Origin of the sequence: Vibrio sp. S17_S38 (assembly GCF_014694375.1) — a bacterium.
Classification (GTDB): Bacteria; Pseudomonadota; Gammaproteobacteria; order Enterobacterales; family Vibrionaceae; genus Vibrio.
Map to the genome: position 1 here is coordinate 1 of NZ_JAAUWW010000013.1, position 15773 is coordinate 15773.

The window sequence follows — 15773 nt, forward strand, 5'->3', positions numbered from 1 at the left end:
GTTAACATAATCACCATCCAGTTTTGTTAAAACTGAATGATACCAAGTGGATCAATTTTCAATTGGTGTTAGTGGATCATTTTTGCACTGGTGGTGACAATCATCTGGAAAATTTTATTATGAGGATCAAATATCATGCAATTCACACTACTCACTTCTGAATTATTTACGCATCTATACCAAGATATTTCGGAGTTTCGTTTTACTTTTGATCTTCCTATTGCTGATTTAGATAGCCTTGATGATAAAGCCGATACTCTGCATACCTCTTTAGCCATTGAAGAACTTACCGAGCTTGCAGAAGCCGATAATAAAACAGAGCAAGCCGATGCCATCGTCGATACTGTTTACGTTTTAATGGGCCGTCTTGTTCATCGTGGTGATAGCACCTTTGAAGCGAATATCGGGATCAGTTACATCATTGAATTGTTATTACATGTGGCTAAAAACCGTGGGATTAATTTTTTACCATGTTGGGATGAAGTCCATTCAAGCAATATGAGTAAAGTGTGTCGTAACGAACAAGAATTTGCTGAAACCCAAGTTTTTTATGCTAAGCAAAATGTTGAGTTAGATGGTATTGAAAAAGGCGAATACATCATTGCTAAATGCGCTAAAGATGTCGACATGCAAGGTAAAATTGTCCGTAAAGGAAAAGTACTAAAATCGGTTTATTATCGCCCTGCTGATCTTGCGTCATTGACTCAATAAGCTCTTATTTTTAACGCTTGTTCAATGAACCTCAATCTGACACTTCCACTCAAACGGCAGATTCAACCACGAATTGAAGATTGGTAAACGATCGATAAAAAAAAGCCTGTCTAAAACTAGACAGGCATAGCTGTTGTGATTGTAATAACAACAAATAGGACGAGAATGTATCTCTCTAGATAATGCGATTTCTGTGCCAACTTTTAAATCACCAACAAAAAACTCATAACCAATTGAAAATTAATGATAATAAAATAACTCATCTTCATTTATTCATTAAATCCACTCTACCAACGTTTCCCTTGCCTACTCGTTGCACCACTTTTTATTTTACTTGCCTCTCAATTGATCACCGAATTAATCAATTAATAGATAAGCACTCTGCTCAATCTCCACCTTTCTAATTCGAGTCTCAAATACTTGAGAAAGTAGATCTGCGTTCATTATGATTTGTGTCTTGCCTTGTGCTTTCAGAATGCCTTGCTTGAGCACTACAACAGTATCGGAATGATGCAATGTTCGGTTAAGATCATGATTCGCCATTAATACAGCCAGCCCTTTACTTGCCATTAAATCAATCAACTTATAAAGCAATCCTTGTTGACCTACATCTAATGGCGCGGCAGGTTCATCTAAAATTAATAATTTCGCTTGTGAGTTTAGCTCTGGCCAGACTTGCAAACACATACCGGCCAAACGCACTCGTTGCCATTCACCACCGGAAAGCTGGCGAGTCTGCCGCTCTAATTTATTGGCGATACTTAATAATTGAGTAATATCTCCCACAGCCTTTGCAACATCTGAAGGCTGTGCAGAAAGAGGAATCGATAAGGAGAGATAATGAGCAACGGACAAACTAAACGCCGATTGAAACTGTTGAGGTAAATATGCTCTCTGGTTAGCAAGCGATGCTAACGTTTGTGAGCGGATATCTTTTCCGTCAATACAGATAGAGCCTTCGCAAGCTAATAGACCAGAAACGGCTTCAAGAAGTGTGCTTTTCCCACTACCATTTGGGCCTATCACATGCACTATCTCTCCAGCTTGAATACTCAAAGACATTGGCATTAATCTTGGTGGCAAGGAAATAGAATCAATATCAATCATCTAATTTGTGGTATCCATATTTGTATTAATATTGATCATAATTGCGCAATAACATCCATATGAAAATTGGAGCGCCAATACTGGTCGTTACCACACCTAGAGGTAATTCAGCAGAGTGTAGAGATATTCGCGCAAGTAAATCAGCAAGGACAAGTAATGTGGCTCCAGAGAGCGCAGCCATTGGTAATAAATAACGGTTTTCACTGCCCAAGGTTAGTCGAATCAAATGTGGGATCACTAAGCCGATAAAGCTAATAACACCCCCAATCGCCACTGAGCATCCCACTAAAATGGCGATAACAACAATTAGTTTCCAGCGTAGATGGATAACGTTTAAACCTAATTGCTGGGCATGCTTCTCACCAAGCATCAATAAATCTAAATCCCGACCTCGGCTGCATAGCCATATAATGCAAGGCAACATTAAAACAACCACACTAAGCTGTTGCCATGTCACACCACCTACACTGCCCATTAACCAGTACATTAAAATACGTAGATTAAAATTGTCGCTAAAATAAAATGCCCACGTTACCGCAGAGCTCGATAATATGCCTAAAGCCACACCAACTAGCAGTAATCTTGCAGTAGTAAGCTTCATCGCTTTAGCCAAACCGACAATGATAAAGGTAAAAACGAGCGCGCCGGCTATTGCCGCCAGCATCGTACCAAACACACCCGCCAACATAGGAAAGCAAAATAACAAGATCACCATAGCTAAGCTCGAACCACCTGATATACCGATGATTCCCGGCTCTGCTAATGGATTACCTAATAAAACTTGTAATGTAGCACCCGATACCGCCAATGCAGCGCCAATAACCATAACGGCAATTAAGCGTGGTAAACGTAAATTAGCAAAAATTTGTTGTTGGAACTCAGACCATGGAAAAGTCCAAGGTAGCGCAACTTCTCCAATCTTGAGGTAAGTTACGCTGAGGATGCACATTAACAGCGACATAATAAAAAAAGGTTTTTGCCAACGTGCCTGTTTAAAATCCATTAATTGGTGATATTGCATTTTTACCTTCGCAACCTATCGCTACATATTGACCGAATTAATCGCAGCATTTTATTTCGCGGCGATTTTGAGTAAGTCATCCGAGCCTCTCATCAACTTTAATTCATTATCATGGTTGCCTTTCGGAATGAAGATACAAACTCTACGCAGATCTGTTTTTGCATGTTCTAAAAGTGCGGCTAATTGTGAGTAATCATTGTACTGCTCACGATCTGCATCCCTTCGACATAAATCAATGAACTCAAATGGGCAGTCACGCGGGTAAAGCACCAATTCCGACTGTTGCATTAATCGTAATGATTTGATCGACAATAGCTCTACATCATCTGCATATTCAATCCATACTTGCGACCCTGTCACGCATGAATCTTGCTCAAGAATTTGATTATAAAGAACCTCAAGATCTTTTCTGTCTGTCGCTTTATCTATTATTGGTGAGGTGAAAAACTGTTCCCAAAACTTACGTCGTTCATCAACAGAGTTTAATTCTTCTTTTATGCTGTTACGTTTTGATGCGCCAAAATCAGCTAAAAGAGAAAGATTTTGAGGTAAAATAGATTCTAATTTTTCGCGTAAATAGCGAATTAATACCGGTGAGGCGCCACCACTTGAAATGGCAATTTGTATCCGACCACGGTTAATCATCGAAGGCGTAATAAAATCACAGTAAGGAGTGTCATCGACAACGTTGACCAAAATATTCTGGGCTTTCGCATCCAAATGGACTTTATGATTCAGTTCTGGATTATCTGTTGTTGCCCACACCTGAACATAATCGACCAACATATCGGTTTGATAAAAAGACTGCACCCACAATAGCAACTCTTGTTCCGCAAGTTGATACAGATGTTTATGCACCTGGGGTGAAATCACGGTTACCTTAGCACCAGCACGAAGTAACATATCTACTTTACGACAAGCAACGTCTCCACCACCAACAACCAATACCGGCTTATTATTGAGATCGATAAAAATTGGAAAATAACGCATCAGAATCCTTATATTGCGATAAACAGCACATTTAGATATTACCAAAATTGTGCAAATTAGTAACACACGATCGATATCACAAACAATTTTGCTTCGAAATTTTCAATAATTATAAGAAAAAACTCTAAAACACCCTATCCCAACAATTAATAATTTTATTAATACTCAACTTTCCAGAATTAATACAACAATGTTCACTGATGTCGCAATATTGCACTATTTACATCGAATTTACATTTGTTCATTCTAATCTTATTGAAGGATTTGTGATTTCACTCAAACACATATTGCTATATTCCGTTTGTGAAATCCTCATTCTTTCCTACGCTTAAATAGTTAGGAATGTGTTTGGTTATAATAATTTCAAGCTGAATACATCGACCATTAAGATAAGTGTTTTAACAAGACATTTTTACTTGAAAATTATTCACAGAGACCCCTCAATCAGTGGAAGCTGGTTATTATGGACGTATACAGGAAGAATACATATGGCGAATAAAATCAAACTATTAGCATCTGCTATAGCCGTTTCGGCTGCAATGATGGCAAGCTCATCTTTTGCAGGAACATTGCAAGATGTACAGAAAGCGGGTGAATTAAAATGTGGTGTGAGTACTGGTTTGGCAGGTTTTTCTAACCCAAATGAAAAAGGTCAATGGGAAGGGATTGATGTTGAATATTGCCAAGCGGTTGCAGCCGCAGTACTTGGTGATAAAACGAAAGTTAAATATGTCCCTCTAAATGCAAAAGAACGTTTTACTGCCCTTCAATCAGGTGAAGTCGACGTTCTTTCTCGTAACACCACATGGACACTACAGCGTGATGCTTCACTTGGCTTAAACTTCGCTGGTGTGACTTACTATGATGGTCAAGGTTTTATGGTCAAAAAAGACCTTGGTGTGAAAAGCGCAAAAGAACTTGATGGTGCTTCAATCTGTGTTCAAGCGGGTACCACTACCGAACTAAACCTTGCTGATTACTTCCGTGTACAAGGCATGTCTTTCAAACCCGTTGTTTTCGATACCATGGATCAAACTTCAAAAGGCTTCGATTCTGGTCGCTGTGATGTATTAACCTCTGATCAATCTCAACTTTACGGACTACGTTTAAATCTTAAAGATCCAAGTTCAGCCATTGTACTACCTGAAATCATTTCAAAAGAACCTTTAGGCCCTGCTGTTCGTCAAGGCGATGACCAATGGTTCAATATCGCTAAGTGGACATTATTCGCTATGATCAATGCTGAAGAATACGGTATTACTCAGAAAAATGTCGATGAAATGAAGAAGTCTGATGATCCAAATATCAAACGTATTTTAGGTCTTGATGGTCCTAAAGGAGAAGGTTTAGGTCTGAAAGATGATTGGGCTTATCAAATCGTGAAACAAGTCGGTAACTACGGCGAAATGTTTGAACGTACTGTTGGACAAGGTTCACCTTTAAAAGTTGACCGTGGCGTGAATAAATTATGGAACGCAGGTGGCTTCCAATACGCTCCACCTATTCGATAGTTTTCATTAGTTCTCGAAAATATGAAGCTTCGTGCTATATACAATCAAATATAGCGTAAGAAGCTAAGGGGCGGTTTCGACCGCCCTATTTATAATCAGATTTTGAGGTTACTGTAGTATGAAACCCATCAAATCAAATGAAGCTATCAATTCGTCAGAGACGAATAATTCGCTTTCAAGCTTAATTTATAACCCCACATTTAGATCTATTACATTCCAATTAATCACCGTTGCCGTTGTCGGTTATTTCTTTTATGTCATTATCAGTAATGCGGTTGCTAACTTAAATGATCGTGGTATCTCAACCGGTTTTGGATTTCTCGATCGGGAAGCTGGCTTTAGTATTAGCCAAACATTAATTGCTTATGACGAAACCTATACCTTTGGACGAACCTTCTTTGTTGGCTTATTAAATACGGTTCTTGTTTCCGTTCTTGGGATTATTCTTGCCACTATTATAGGATTTATCGTTGGTATTGCTCGATTATCTTCTAACTGGATAGTCAATCGCCTAGCTACTGTATTTATAGAAGTAGTTCGAAATGTCCCTCCGCTACTGCAAATTCTATTCTGGTACTTCGCCGTTTTACAAGCCCTACCTTCTGCAAGACAAAGCTTAAGCTTTAGTGAAGCCGTTTTTTTAAATATCCGTGGTTTATACCTTCCTAAGCCTGTATTTGAAAGCGGAAGCATGCTCATTGGTATCGCAGCAGTTGTAGCTGTAGCACTCAGTATTAGCTTATATTTCTGGTCAAAAAACAAACAAAAACTAACTGGAAAACAAACACCTTTCGGTAGGATCGCTCTAGGCTTATGTATTGGTTTACCTTTGATTGCCTACTTTCTAGCTGGTATGCCGATTTCAGCTGAATATCCGGAATTAAAAGGATTCAACTTTAAAGGCGGCATTACTATCCTGCCTGAGTTGTTTGCTTTATTGATTGCCCTTGGGATTTTTACCGCAGCATTTATTGCTGAAATTGTTCGCTCGGGTATTGAAGCCGTTGATCATGGTCAAACTGAAGCTGCCATGGCTCTTGGTATCTCCCATACTAAAACATTAAAACTTGTTGTTATTCCACAGGCAATGCGAATCATTATCCCACCACTAACCAGTGAATATCTTAACTTAACCAAAAACTCATCATTAGCGATGGCAATTGGTTATCCTGATTTAGTATCCGTGTTTGCTGGCACAACGTTAAACCAAACCGGGCAAGCGATTGAGATTATCTTTATGACCATGGGGGTATATTTAGCGTTAAGCCTACTCACCTCTTGGCTAATGAATATTTATAACAATAAAGTCGCATTAGTCGAACGATAAGGTGGAGAGAATAATGAAAATACATCAATTTCAACCTAGCCTTCCACCACCACAAAATACTGTGGGTGTTGTCGGCTGGATGCGTAAAAATCTATTTAGCAGCCCTGCCAATTCCATTACTACCGTTATCTTGGCTTACTTTGCTTTCCATATTATTTGGCAAGTCTTAGAGTGGGGAGTATTCAATGCCGATTGGTTTGGATCTACCCGAGATGACTGCACTAGCACAGGTGCTTGCTGGGTATTTATCAGCGTACGTTGGCAACAATTCATGTATGGTTTCTACCCAACTGCTGAGCTGTGGCGTCCTCGCTTTTTCTATGCAACTTTAGCCATACTTGTTGCACTTATGGCGTATGACAAAACACCTAAACGTACATGGATTTTTATTTTCTTTGGTAGCGCTTATCCGATATTGATGGCTGGCTTACTAGAAGGATCAATGTTTGGCCTGCCTGAAGTGTCAACCCATCAATGGGGTGGCTTATTAGTCACATTGATTTTGGCGATTATTGGTATTGTTTTATCACTACCCATTGGTGTGGTATTGGCATTAGGGCGACGTTCTACAATGCCAATCATCAACAAACTCAGTGTCATTTATATTGAGGTCTGGCGTGGCGTTCCGCTGATTACCGTTTTATTTATGGCATCAGTCATGTTACCGCTATTTTTCTCAAGTGGTATCCAAACCGATAAACTGATTCGCGCTTTAATCGGTGTCACTATGTTCTATTCCGCTTATATGGCTGAAGTGGTTCGTGGTGGTTTACAAGCCATACCAAAAGGTCAATATGAAGCAGCCGATTCTTTAGGGCTAGGTTATTGGCAAAAAATGCGCTTGATAGTCTTGCCACAAGCTTTAAAAATCACTATTCCGTCAATTGTGAATAACTTTTTGTCTCTATTTAAAGATACAAGTTTAGTACTCATCATCGGTATGTATGACGTATTAGGAATAGGACAATCTGCCAATACCGACCCAAATTGGTTAGGTTATTCGACCGAAAGCTATGTATTTGTTGCACTCGTCTTTTGGGTTTTCTGTTTTGGTATATCGCGTTACTCAATGTATATCGAAAACAAACTCAACACTGGCCATAAACGTTAAGTGTAATTCAAGGAAGTATTATGACTGAACAACAAGATTACATGATCCAAATAAAGGACATGAATAAATGGTACGGTGAATTTCACGTGCTAAAAAACATCAACCTTAACGTTAAAAAAGGTGAGAAAATTGTTATTTGTGGTCCTTCAGGATCAGGTAAATCAACCATGATCCGTTGTATTAACCATTTAGAAGAGCACCAAAAAGGTAGTATCCGCGTTTCGGGCACTGAATTAACCGAAGATTTAAAAACGATAGAAACCGTACGTAAAGAAGTTGGTATGTGTTTCCAGCACTTTAATTTATTCCCTCACCTAACCGTATTAGAAAATTGCACCTTAGCACCGATTTGGGTTAAGAAGATGCCGCAACATGAGGCAGAGAAAATCGCAATGAAGTTCTTAGAGCGCGTAAAAATTCCAGATCAAGCCGATAAATACCCCGGTCAACTATCTGGTGGTCAACAACAACGCGTGGCCATTGCTCGTTCTTTATGTATGAATCCCCAAGTCATGCTATTTGATGAGCCAACGTCAGCGCTTGATCCAGAAATGGTTCGTGAAGTTCTTGATGTTATGGTTGAGCTTGCCGGTGAGGGTATGACAATGCTTTGTGTCACTCACGAAATGGGCTTTGCAAAAGAAGTTGCTGATCGCGTTATTTTCATGGATGCAGGTGAAATTATTGAAGAGAATAATCCGAAAGAATTCTTTGAAAATCCACAATCCGATCGAACGATTAATTTTTTAAGTCAAATTTTGCATCATTAATAATTAGAATTTTAAGCACAGATAATATAAATCAGCCTTGCCGTTACCTTTGGTAATAGTGAGGTTTTTTTATTTATCGGTTAAACATAACCACTATGAAAATATATTCTCTCAATAATAATTTCACCTCCGAATACAACATCAGCTGTTACAACTTTATATTGAATCTGACGTTATAATTTAAGTACATTCGTTTATAATAATTCTATTCGTGGTTAGCACTTGAAAAAGTGAACTTATAACCGCATTTAAGGACTAACAAAGTATAAGCTCGTCTAGTTTTATGACAGACTTAGCTTAACGAAAGCGTTACTAATGAGGAAATTTATGAACAGTCCACTAACATCACGCTCAGCAAGAAGCGAAAGCGTTGTACAAACGAACAAAGTATTACGCAATACTTACTTCCTACTATCCATGACATTACTTTGGTCTGCGGTTGTGGCTGGCGTATCAATGGCGCTAAATTTACCTCGCCCTGGAATCATCATCATGTTAGTTGGCTTCTATGGCTTACTCTTCTTGACCGAGAAAAATCGTAACTCTAGCTTAGGATTAGTATTTACGTTCTTATTTACGGGTTTCTTAGGTTACACCTTAGGACCTATTCTAAATATGTATGTTGCCAACGGTATGGGTGACATCATCATTACATCACTTGGTGGTACAGCATTAGCCTTTATGGCTGCTTCAGCTTACGCCCTTACGACTAAACGTGATCTTTCCGTACTGAACGGTGTCATGATGGCTGGTTTCATTGTGATCGTAGTTGGTATGGTTGCAAGCTTCTTCATCCATATTCCTATGTTCCACCTTGCACTAAGCGGTATGTTTATATTGTTTTCAACAGGTGCCATATTGCTGACTACACAAAATATTATCCGAGGTGGTGAATCTAACTACATCTCTGCGACCATTACACTGTATGTATCGATCTACAATATTTTCATTAGTCTATTGAGCATTCTAGGCATCACAAGCCGAGATTAATCTACAATTACATAGACTCGTTATACCTAAGTAAGAACGGTATATGTAACTAGCCCGAAAGTGTTCTCTAGGAATAGAGTCGCTTTCGGGCTTTTTTATATCGTGAATATGTTGGCTCTCGTGAAAGATTCCGATACCCTTATCACATTCTGATATTTTAAAATCATTAGGTAAAACATGTATCACTTTAATCAATCTGTTATTGAAACCGATAGTGAAGGGTATCTACTCGATTATACCCAGTGGTGCGAAGAGCTAGTGCCTCTTTTGGCTGAGTCTGAAAATATTGAATTAACCGATGCTCACTGGGAAGTGATTTTATTTGTTCGCAATTTTTACCTTGAGTTCAAAACATCACCAGCGGTACGGATGCTGGTTAAAGCAATGGAAAAAGCGCATGGTCCAGAAAAAGGCAGTAGCAAATATTTATTTAAACTGTTCAAAAAAGGCCCAGCTAAACAAGCAACTAAACTTGCAGGCTTACCCAAGCCAGCTAAATGCTTGTAAATCACAAAATAACGAAATCTCGCGTGGCTTGTTTCTCTGTCGGAACTTCTTCTAGTCGCTCAACAAACGCAGATTTCGGCCCTTTTTTCAGCCAAGTAGCAAACTCAGCAACTTGGTTTTCATCACCACAAGCTAAGACTTCAACATCACCATTATTTAAGTTTTTTGCATAACCTGTTAACCCCATCAGCAAGCCTTGATGTGCAGTTTGATAACGAAAACCAACACCTTGAACTAGACCTGAAACAATGAATAATCGATTACAAAACGCCATATAGCCTCCATTTACTGCATTTATTTCCTTAAGCATTAAAATTCTAGCAATTATCACGGTTAAATTTGCTTTCCTTTTCACATTAACTGAAAATACGGTTTTCCTTTCTATTCTAGGCAACTCAATCTTATGACTCCTGCTATTTACCTTGTTAAAGGCCGTGAAAAGTCCCTTATTCGTCGTCACCCTTGGGTATTTTCTCGTGGCATTCAAAAAGTAGAAGGTAATCCAGAACTTGGCGATACCGTGGATGTATTTTCAAACAGTGGTCAATGGCTAGCGAAAGCCGCCTACTCGCCTCAGTCTCAGATTCGGGCTCGTGTATGGTCATTTGAGAAAGAAAATATCGATACCGTATTCTTTGTTAAGCGCTTACAAGAAGCCCAAACAATGCGTGAAGCAATCATTAAACGTGGTGGCTTAACGGGTTACCGCTTAATCGCAGGTGAGTCGGATTGTTTGCCAGGCATTACTATTGATCGTTACCAAGATTTCTTAGTATGTCAGTTATTAAGTGCAGGCGCTGAAGCGAAACGTGAAGAATTGATTGAAGCACTGAAACAAGTATTCCCAACTTGTAGCATCTATGAACGCTCAGATGTTTCAGTGCGCAAAAAAGAAGGCTTAAAAGAGAGACAAGGTCTTATTCATGGTGAAATGCCACCGAGCTCTATCGTCATTGAAGAAAATGGCATCAAAATCCAAGTCGATATTCAAAAAGGCCATAAAACAGGGTTTTATCTTGATCAACGTGATAGTCGCCAGCAAGCGATGAAATACGTTGAAGGAAAATCAGTATTGAACTGTTTCTCATATACTGGTGGGTTCGGTTTATATGCACTTAAAGGCAATGCGGCTAATGTTATCAATGCGGATGTATCTCAACCTGCGCTAGATAATGCAAAAGCCAATGCTGAGTTAAATGGATTCGATTTATCAAAAGCTGAATTTTTAAATGCCGATGTCTTTAAGCTATTACGAGAATATCGTGAGAATGGCACTAAATTTGATGTTGTGATCATGGATCCACCTAAGTTTGCAGAATCAAAAGCTCAATTAAATGGTGCTTGTCGTGGATATAAAGACATCAACATGTTAGCAATGCAAATCCTAAACCCTGGCGGTATGTTACTCACTTATTCTTGCTCTGGTTTGATGGAATCTAATTTATTTCAAAAAATCATTGCCGATGCAGCATTAGACGCGGGTCGTCGAGTACAATTTATTGAACGCTTTGCTCAAGCAGCAGATCACCCCATTGATAGCGCATATCCAGAAGGATTTTACTTGAAAGGCTTTGCTTGTCAGGTTAACTAATAACGAGTCTGTTCGATCGATTAACAACCATCTTATGGTACTAATTATGTACCCAATTATTTTATAGAGAGTACAGCATGTCAAAATTAACGAACGATATTGAAGCAAACCTAGCCTTGTTTGTAAAAGAGACTCAAGAAACCAAATTGGTTTGGGGCTTAAAAAATGATGAAGGTTGGTTATCGTGTGACTCTTCTGAATTTGAAGAAAGTGAAGTCATGCCATTCTGGTCAGCAAAAGAAGACGCTCAAACGCACAATGTTGAAGAATGGTCTGATTTTGAAGTACTAGAAATCCCACTAGATATTTTTGTTGAAGATTGGCTAATTACTCTTGCCGAAGATGGTGTACTGATTGGAACAAACTGGAATGATCAGCTTGAAGGTCTGGAACTTGAGCCTTCAGAGCTTGCTAAACAATACATCTAAATATTAAAGACATTTGATATGTATTAACTGAGAGCCCCATAAAAGTATATTCACCTTTGTGGGGCTATTTTTTAATAACCCAATTAAGATTCTGTTACCGCTTGCATTGCCAATAATTCAGCCATGATCGTATCTTTATTCTCTAAATAATCATCCAATCCTGCTCTGCGTAAATCACATGCAGGACAATCACCACATCCACTACCAATTACCCCATTATAACAAGTAAGTGTTTGAGTTCGAACTAGATCTAAAGCTTGATATTGATCGGCCAATGCCCACGTTTGTGCTTTATTTAACCACATTAATGGTGTTTTTATTTCAAATGCCCTATCCATTCCGAGTACTAAAGATTGATTGATTGACCTCACAAATTCATCTCGGCAATCCGGATAGCCTGAAAAATCGGTTTCACAAACACCAGTAATAACCGCATCAGCTCCAATTTGATAAGCGTAAATACCTGCAAGAGTTAGAAATAGTATATTACGACCAGGTACAAAGGAGTTTGGCAAGCCATTTTCTTGCAATTCATGTGAGACCGGAATGTCATCGCGCGTTAGAGAGCTAATCGCAAGCTCATTAAGCAGGCCAACATCCATTATCTTATGCGCAGTAATACCTAACTGTTGAGCAACTTGTTGAGCAACTTGAATTTCTTGTTTATGGCGCTGACCATAATCAAAGGTAATAGCGTGAACCTCATCATAGTCTTGTATTGCTTGAACAAGGCATGTAGTTGAATCTTGCCCTCCACTAAAAACAACAACTGCTTTACTCATAAATATATTCCTAAATTAATATTAGACGCATTGGCATGTGGTTTAATTCGCCCTAATAACATCGCATTCAAAGTGAGGAAGAAGACCACTGCACATTTTGCAAAATAAGCCATCATACTGCTATCCGATACGAAATCAATCATCTGCTGGGCGAAAATAATCCCTCCGATGGCCACGATAGATACCAACGTTATTTGAACTTTTGGTGAGAAAAAACCATCAAATATTGAATGTTTGAAAGTCACGCTAAGCAGTAAAGAAATTGCCAAGGCTATTGCAGCCAGCTGACCAATAATCAAAGCATGACTAAACCAAACTAGACCATGCAAACACAGGGTTAATAACCACCATAATATAGGGTTAACTATAACATTAGAGACATACGTATTTTCTTTATTTTCAATACGAATATAATGCCAAGCAACGAGTATCCCTAGTATATAACCACACAAAATATCAGAGAAAAACTGCCCTCCAAGCCAAACCGTTGCCAAATCTTTACACACAATAAAAATCACTAATAATGGCAAAAATTTATAGGGTGAGAATTCTCCATATCTTCTCACCAATGCATTAAAAACATAACACAACCAAACCATGCTTAACGTCGATTCTAAACTTGGCATCCCAAAGCCCGTTTTTGGCGAGATTTGTATATCAGGAAAATAAGCATCGGGTCTTGGTAGCTTCAATCCTAACTGTATAAAGTAGACGATTACTGTCGTCACAATAACGATAAAACATAAACGAATACTAAATTTCGCCCCAAATAAATAATTAATTAACGGCAATACAAGTAGGATCATGAAGACACTAGAAAGGCTATCCAGCATCAAAGTAACCCAAACGAATCCACGACTAAAAGTGTTATCTAAGCTTAAAATGCTATTTTGTACCACCTCAATGAAAGAGAGTTCCATTTTCTGGAAATAAGGCGCAGAGCTGACTGTGTTATAAATATATTGAACATCCTGATTACTCACCTTATGCCCATAAACTTGTTTCTTCCATTGCTCAGGAAAACGATATTCTTGCGCAGATATATTCTCAGGTAGTGACAAAAAAACGCTCTGTGTTTCTACTCCGTAACTAGGAGCGAACCATGCGGGTATAAAGTGGAACCCACGCTTGTTTTGGTGATGATAGACAAAAATTGGAGACTCCACTTCGCAATCGTAAATATAAGCAGTTTTTGTTTTCGTCAATAAAGCTTTGGCATTCACAACAAGGCCACTTTCTTCCCATGTTTCTCGCTCTGCTGCAACTTTAGGGCTTTCTCCAACCTCAATAGTTCCACCAGGTAGAGAATACTTTCCAGTAATGACCTCTTGGATAAATACGATTTGATTATCTGCTTGGATATAACACAATGCCCCTTTTAACTTAGCCTCATTAGCATGGGCTATAGACGCAGTTAAAAGTATATATAAAGCAAAAAATAACATAGCGGCTTGTTTCAAATGTCTGATTCCATATCGCAAATGGGGTGTTAATGAGGCGGATGCTATATTCCCTGAATAATTAGAATATATAAATAGGCCGTAATTAGTTGATTAAGGATTTACGCAAACAATGTATATGTGGTTGAAAACCCATCTTCTTATAAAAGCCTTGCCCTACTTGGTTAAAATTCCACACCTCAACAAATAATTGAGCAACACCATAATCAAATAATGTTTTCTCTATACGATGAAATAAAGCAGTTGAGACTTCCCCATTTCTATATTTAGGATGAACATAAAACTCATCGATGCTTCCCATTGGAATGGGTTTACTTATCGAAGATACCAATTCACAAAAATGTGCAGTGATAAAGCCAATAATTTCCGCATCCTTTTCTGCAACAAAGACCAAACATTCCGGGTGTTCTAAATATCGTGCAATACTCTTTTCTTGTTCGATTTCTTGCGCTGTTTTAAATAGTTCAGGCTGTGCTTGATAATGATGATCATGAAGAAGAAACATCAGTTCATCCAAACTTTCGAGATCGTTTTTTATCGCGGCTCTTATCTTTACCATCATGAATGGAATAACCTATTTATTGTGATCAATGAGAGTGGATATTTTTTCATACACATATTTGTATAACATTGTATTTTACTGTAAAGCTGAACTTTTGTATTTAATAATCCTTTTTATTTTAATGCTAATATTCATTAGATTCTAAAATGCCATCAAATATTTGCCATTTTTTAAGCTTCTCCTCTCAACTTTTATTCATTACACTACTCTGACATTCACTCACGAGGCACAACGTTCATGCTAGATTACGCCCTTCTCACCGCTTTTATCCCTACGTTCTTTTTTGTCTCGATTACTCCCGGTATGTGTATGACTCTCGCTTTGACGCTTGGAATGAGTATTGGTGTTAAGCGGACCCTATGGATGATGGCTGGCGAGCTCGTTGGTGTTGCTGTCGTTGCTACCGCTGCTGTAATTGGCGTTGCAGCAATTATGCTTAATTACCCAAGCTTGTTTATGATTTTAAAATGGATTGGCGGCGCATATCTAATTTGGATCGGTTTTAACATGTGGCGTAACAAAGGGAAAATGTCTCTCAACTTAGATAGTCAACAACAGCCGACTCAACGTTTACAGTTGATTAGCCAAGGTTTCATTACTGCAATTGCCAATCCGAAAGGCTGGGCATTTATGATCTCTTTATTGCCTCCTTTTATTAATATCGATAAATCAGTCTCTCATCAAATGATCGTATTAATTGGGATTATTTTGTGTACAGAATTTATTTCTATGCTTGCTTATGCCACAGGAGGAAAGAGCCTACGGTTGTTTTTAAGTAAAGGAAATAATGTACGCTTTCTCAACCGCATCGCAGGAACACTAATGATTGCTGTTGGTATTTGGTTAGCCATGATTGGTTAGCTCCATGCAAGGGTAATAAACAAGCGATTAATGCTTTATTTTTA

General features: G+C 38.5%; 17 protein-coding genes. 10 read left to right on the forward strand and 7 right to left on the reverse strand.

Features of this window, described 5'->3' with window-relative positions; translation table 11 throughout:
• The first annotated feature begins 135 nt into the window (after window positions 1-135).
• Window positions 136-711, forward strand: a complete 576-nt coding sequence (locus HC725_RS11055) for a nucleoside triphosphate pyrophosphohydrolase family protein (protein WP_190331877.1) — start codon at window positions 136-138, stop codon at window positions 709-711.
• 357 nt (window positions 712-1068) lie between these two features.
• Here the strand turns inward: HC725_RS11055 and btuD are convergent, their stop codons facing one another.
• Genes btuD through HC725_RS11070 form a run of 3 tightly spaced genes read right to left on the reverse strand, consistent with a single transcriptional unit; the run spans window position 1069 to window position 3829 of the window.
• The gene (gene btuD, locus HC725_RS11060; RefSeq protein WP_190331878.1) at window positions 1069-1818 is read right to left on the reverse strand and encodes a vitamin B12 ABC transporter ATP-binding protein BtuD; all 750 of its coding nucleotides are present in this window, start codon (window positions 1816-1818) and stop codon (window positions 1069-1071) included.
• Between the two features lie 25 nt (window positions 1819-1843).
• Entirely contained in the window at window positions 1844-2839 is a 996-nt protein-coding gene (gene btuC / locus HC725_RS11065; protein WP_190331879.1) for a vitamin B12 ABC transporter permease BtuC, read from the reverse strand.
• A gap of 51 nt (window positions 2840-2890) precedes the next feature.
• Window positions 2891-3829: a precorrin-2 dehydrogenase/sirohydrochlorin ferrochelatase family protein gene (locus tag HC725_RS11070; RefSeq protein ID WP_190331880.1), complete on the reverse strand. Its 939-nt coding sequence runs from the start codon at window positions 3827-3829 to the stop codon at window positions 2891-2893.
• 488 nt (window positions 3830-4317) lie between these two features.
• Here HC725_RS11070 and HC725_RS11075 point away from each other — a divergent pair, with 488 nt between their 5' ends.
• The 6 genes from HC725_RS11075 to HC725_RS11100 all read left to right on the forward strand — a co-directional run bounded on the left by HC725_RS11075 (window position 4318) and on the right by HC725_RS11100 (window position 10045).
• Window positions 4318-5340, forward strand: a complete 1023-nt coding sequence (locus tag HC725_RS11075) for an amino acid ABC transporter substrate-binding protein (protein WP_190331881.1) — start codon at window positions 4318-4320, stop codon at window positions 5338-5340.
• Window positions 5341-5458: 118 nt separating this feature from the next.
• Window positions 5459-6667 (forward strand): amino acid ABC transporter permease, encoded by a 1209-nt coding sequence (locus HC725_RS11080; protein WP_190331882.1) that lies wholly within the window; start codon window positions 5459-5461, stop codon window positions 6665-6667.
• 13 nt (window positions 6668-6680) lie between these two features.
• A complete protein-coding gene (locus HC725_RS11085) occupies window positions 6681-7778 on the forward strand; it encodes an amino acid ABC transporter permease (RefSeq protein ID WP_190331883.1) in 1098 nt (365 codons plus the stop codon).
• A gap of 20 nt (window positions 7779-7798) precedes the next feature.
• Window positions 7799-8548: an amino acid ABC transporter ATP-binding protein gene (locus HC725_RS11090; RefSeq protein ID WP_190331884.1), complete on the forward strand. Its 750-nt coding sequence runs from the start codon at window positions 7799-7801 to the stop codon at window positions 8546-8548.
• 327 nt (window positions 8549-8875) lie between these two features.
• Window positions 8876-9538 carry a Bax inhibitor-1/YccA family protein gene (locus tag HC725_RS11095; protein WP_190331885.1) on the forward strand — a complete coding sequence of 221 codons (663 nt, stop codon included), beginning with the start codon at window positions 8876-8878 and terminating at the stop codon, window positions 9536-9538.
• Between the two features lie 177 nt (window positions 9539-9715).
• On the forward strand, window positions 9716-10045 hold the full coding sequence (locus tag HC725_RS11100) for a TusE/DsrC/DsvC family sulfur relay protein (protein ID WP_190331886.1): 330 nt from the start codon (window positions 9716-9718) through the stop codon (window positions 10043-10045).
• Between the two features lies 1 nt (window position 10046).
• Here HC725_RS11100 and yccX read toward each other — a convergent pair whose 3' ends face one another.
• Entirely contained in the window at window positions 10047-10319 is a 273-nt protein-coding gene (gene yccX, locus HC725_RS11105; RefSeq protein WP_190331887.1) for an acylphosphatase, read from the reverse strand.
• 129 nt (window positions 10320-10448) lie between these two features.
• Here yccX and HC725_RS11110 point away from each other — a divergent pair, with 129 nt between their 5' ends.
• Window positions 10449-11636 carry a class I SAM-dependent methyltransferase gene (locus tag HC725_RS11110; RefSeq protein WP_190331888.1) on the forward strand — a complete coding sequence of 396 codons (1188 nt, stop codon included), beginning with the start codon at window positions 10449-10451 and terminating at the stop codon, window positions 11634-11636.
• A gap of 77 nt (window positions 11637-11713) precedes the next feature.
• Entirely contained in the window at window positions 11714-12064 is a 351-nt protein-coding gene (locus HC725_RS11115) for a DUF2750 domain-containing protein (protein ID WP_190331889.1), read from the forward strand.
• A gap of 83 nt (window positions 12065-12147) precedes the next feature.
• Here HC725_RS11115 and queC read toward each other — a convergent pair whose 3' ends face one another.
• From queC to HC725_RS11130, 3 genes are all read right to left on the reverse strand, one after another.
• Window positions 12148-12846, reverse strand: coding sequence for a 7-cyano-7-deazaguanine synthase QueC (gene queC / locus HC725_RS11120; protein WP_190331890.1), 699 nt, complete (start codon window positions 12844-12846; stop codon window positions 12148-12150).
• Complete coding sequence (locus HC725_RS11125) at window positions 12843-14306, reverse strand: phosphatase PAP2 family protein (protein WP_190331891.1); 1464 nt, start codon at window positions 14304-14306, stop codon at window positions 12843-12845. Before HC725_RS11125 ends, queC begins: the two co-directional genes overlap by 4 nt.
• Before the next feature lie 85 nt (window positions 14307-14391).
• A complete protein-coding gene (locus HC725_RS11130) occupies window positions 14392-14868 on the reverse strand; it encodes a GNAT family N-acetyltransferase (protein WP_190331892.1) in 477 nt (158 codons plus the stop codon).
• A gap of 237 nt (window positions 14869-15105) precedes the next feature.
• Here HC725_RS11130 and HC725_RS11135 point away from each other — a divergent pair, with 237 nt between their 5' ends.
• The gene (locus HC725_RS11135) at window positions 15106-15729 is read left to right on the forward strand and encodes a LysE family translocator (RefSeq protein WP_190331893.1); all 624 of its coding nucleotides are present in this window, start codon (window positions 15106-15108) and stop codon (window positions 15727-15729) included.
• The last annotated feature ends 44 nt before the right edge of the window (window positions 15730-15773 follow it).

What these genes read in the sequence shown, in the direction of transcription:
- queC (WP_190331890.1), bottom strand. Translation starts at nt 12,846, where the DNA reads ATGAGTAAAGCAGTTGTTGTTTTTAGTGGAGGGCAAGATTCAACTACA.
- btuD (WP_190331878.1), bottom strand. Translation starts at nt 1,818, where the DNA reads ATGATTGATATTGATTCTATTTCCTTGCCACCAAGATTAATGCCAATG.
- HC725_RS11115 (WP_190331889.1), top strand. Translation starts at nt 11,714, where the DNA reads ATGTCAAAATTAACGAACGATATTGAAGCAAACCTAGCCTTGTTTGTA.
- HC725_RS11095 (WP_190331885.1), top strand. Translation starts at nt 8,876, where the DNA reads ATGAACAGTCCACTAACATCACGCTCAGCAAGAAGCGAAAGCGTTGTA.
- HC725_RS11110 (WP_190331888.1), top strand. Translation starts at nt 10,449, where the DNA reads ATGACTCCTGCTATTTACCTTGTTAAAGGCCGTGAAAAGTCCCTTATT.
- HC725_RS11085 (WP_190331883.1), top strand. Translation starts at nt 6,681, where the DNA reads ATGAAAATACATCAATTTCAACCTAGCCTTCCACCACCACAAAATACT.
- HC725_RS11080 (WP_190331882.1), top strand. Translation starts at nt 5,459, where the DNA reads ATGAAACCCATCAAATCAAATGAAGCTATCAATTCGTCAGAGACGAAT.
- HC725_RS11090 (WP_190331884.1), top strand. Translation starts at nt 7,799, where the DNA reads ATGACTGAACAACAAGATTACATGATCCAAATAAAGGACATGAATAAA.
- btuC (WP_190331879.1), bottom strand. Translation starts at nt 2,839, where the DNA reads ATGCAATATCACCAATTAATGGATTTTAAACAGGCACGTTGGCAAAAA.
- HC725_RS11055 (WP_190331877.1), top strand. Translation starts at nt 136, where the DNA reads ATGCAATTCACACTACTCACTTCTGAATTATTTACGCATCTATACCAA.
- HC725_RS11100 (WP_190331886.1), top strand. Translation starts at nt 9,716, where the DNA reads ATGTATCACTTTAATCAATCTGTTATTGAAACCGATAGTGAAGGGTAT.
- HC725_RS11135 (WP_190331893.1), top strand. Translation starts at nt 15,106, where the DNA reads ATGCTAGATTACGCCCTTCTCACCGCTTTTATCCCTACGTTCTTTTTT.
- yccX (WP_190331887.1), bottom strand. Translation starts at nt 10,319, where the DNA reads ATGGCGTTTTGTAATCGATTATTCATTGTTTCAGGTCTAGTTCAAGGT.
- HC725_RS11075 (WP_190331881.1), top strand. Translation starts at nt 4,318, where the DNA reads ATGGCGAATAAAATCAAACTATTAGCATCTGCTATAGCCGTTTCGGCT.
- HC725_RS11070 (WP_190331880.1), bottom strand. Translation starts at nt 3,829, where the DNA reads ATGCGTTATTTTCCAATTTTTATCGATCTCAATAATAAGCCGGTATTG.
- HC725_RS11130 (WP_190331892.1), bottom strand. Translation starts at nt 14,868, where the DNA reads ATGATGGTAAAGATAAGAGCCGCGATAAAAAACGATCTCGAAAGTTTG.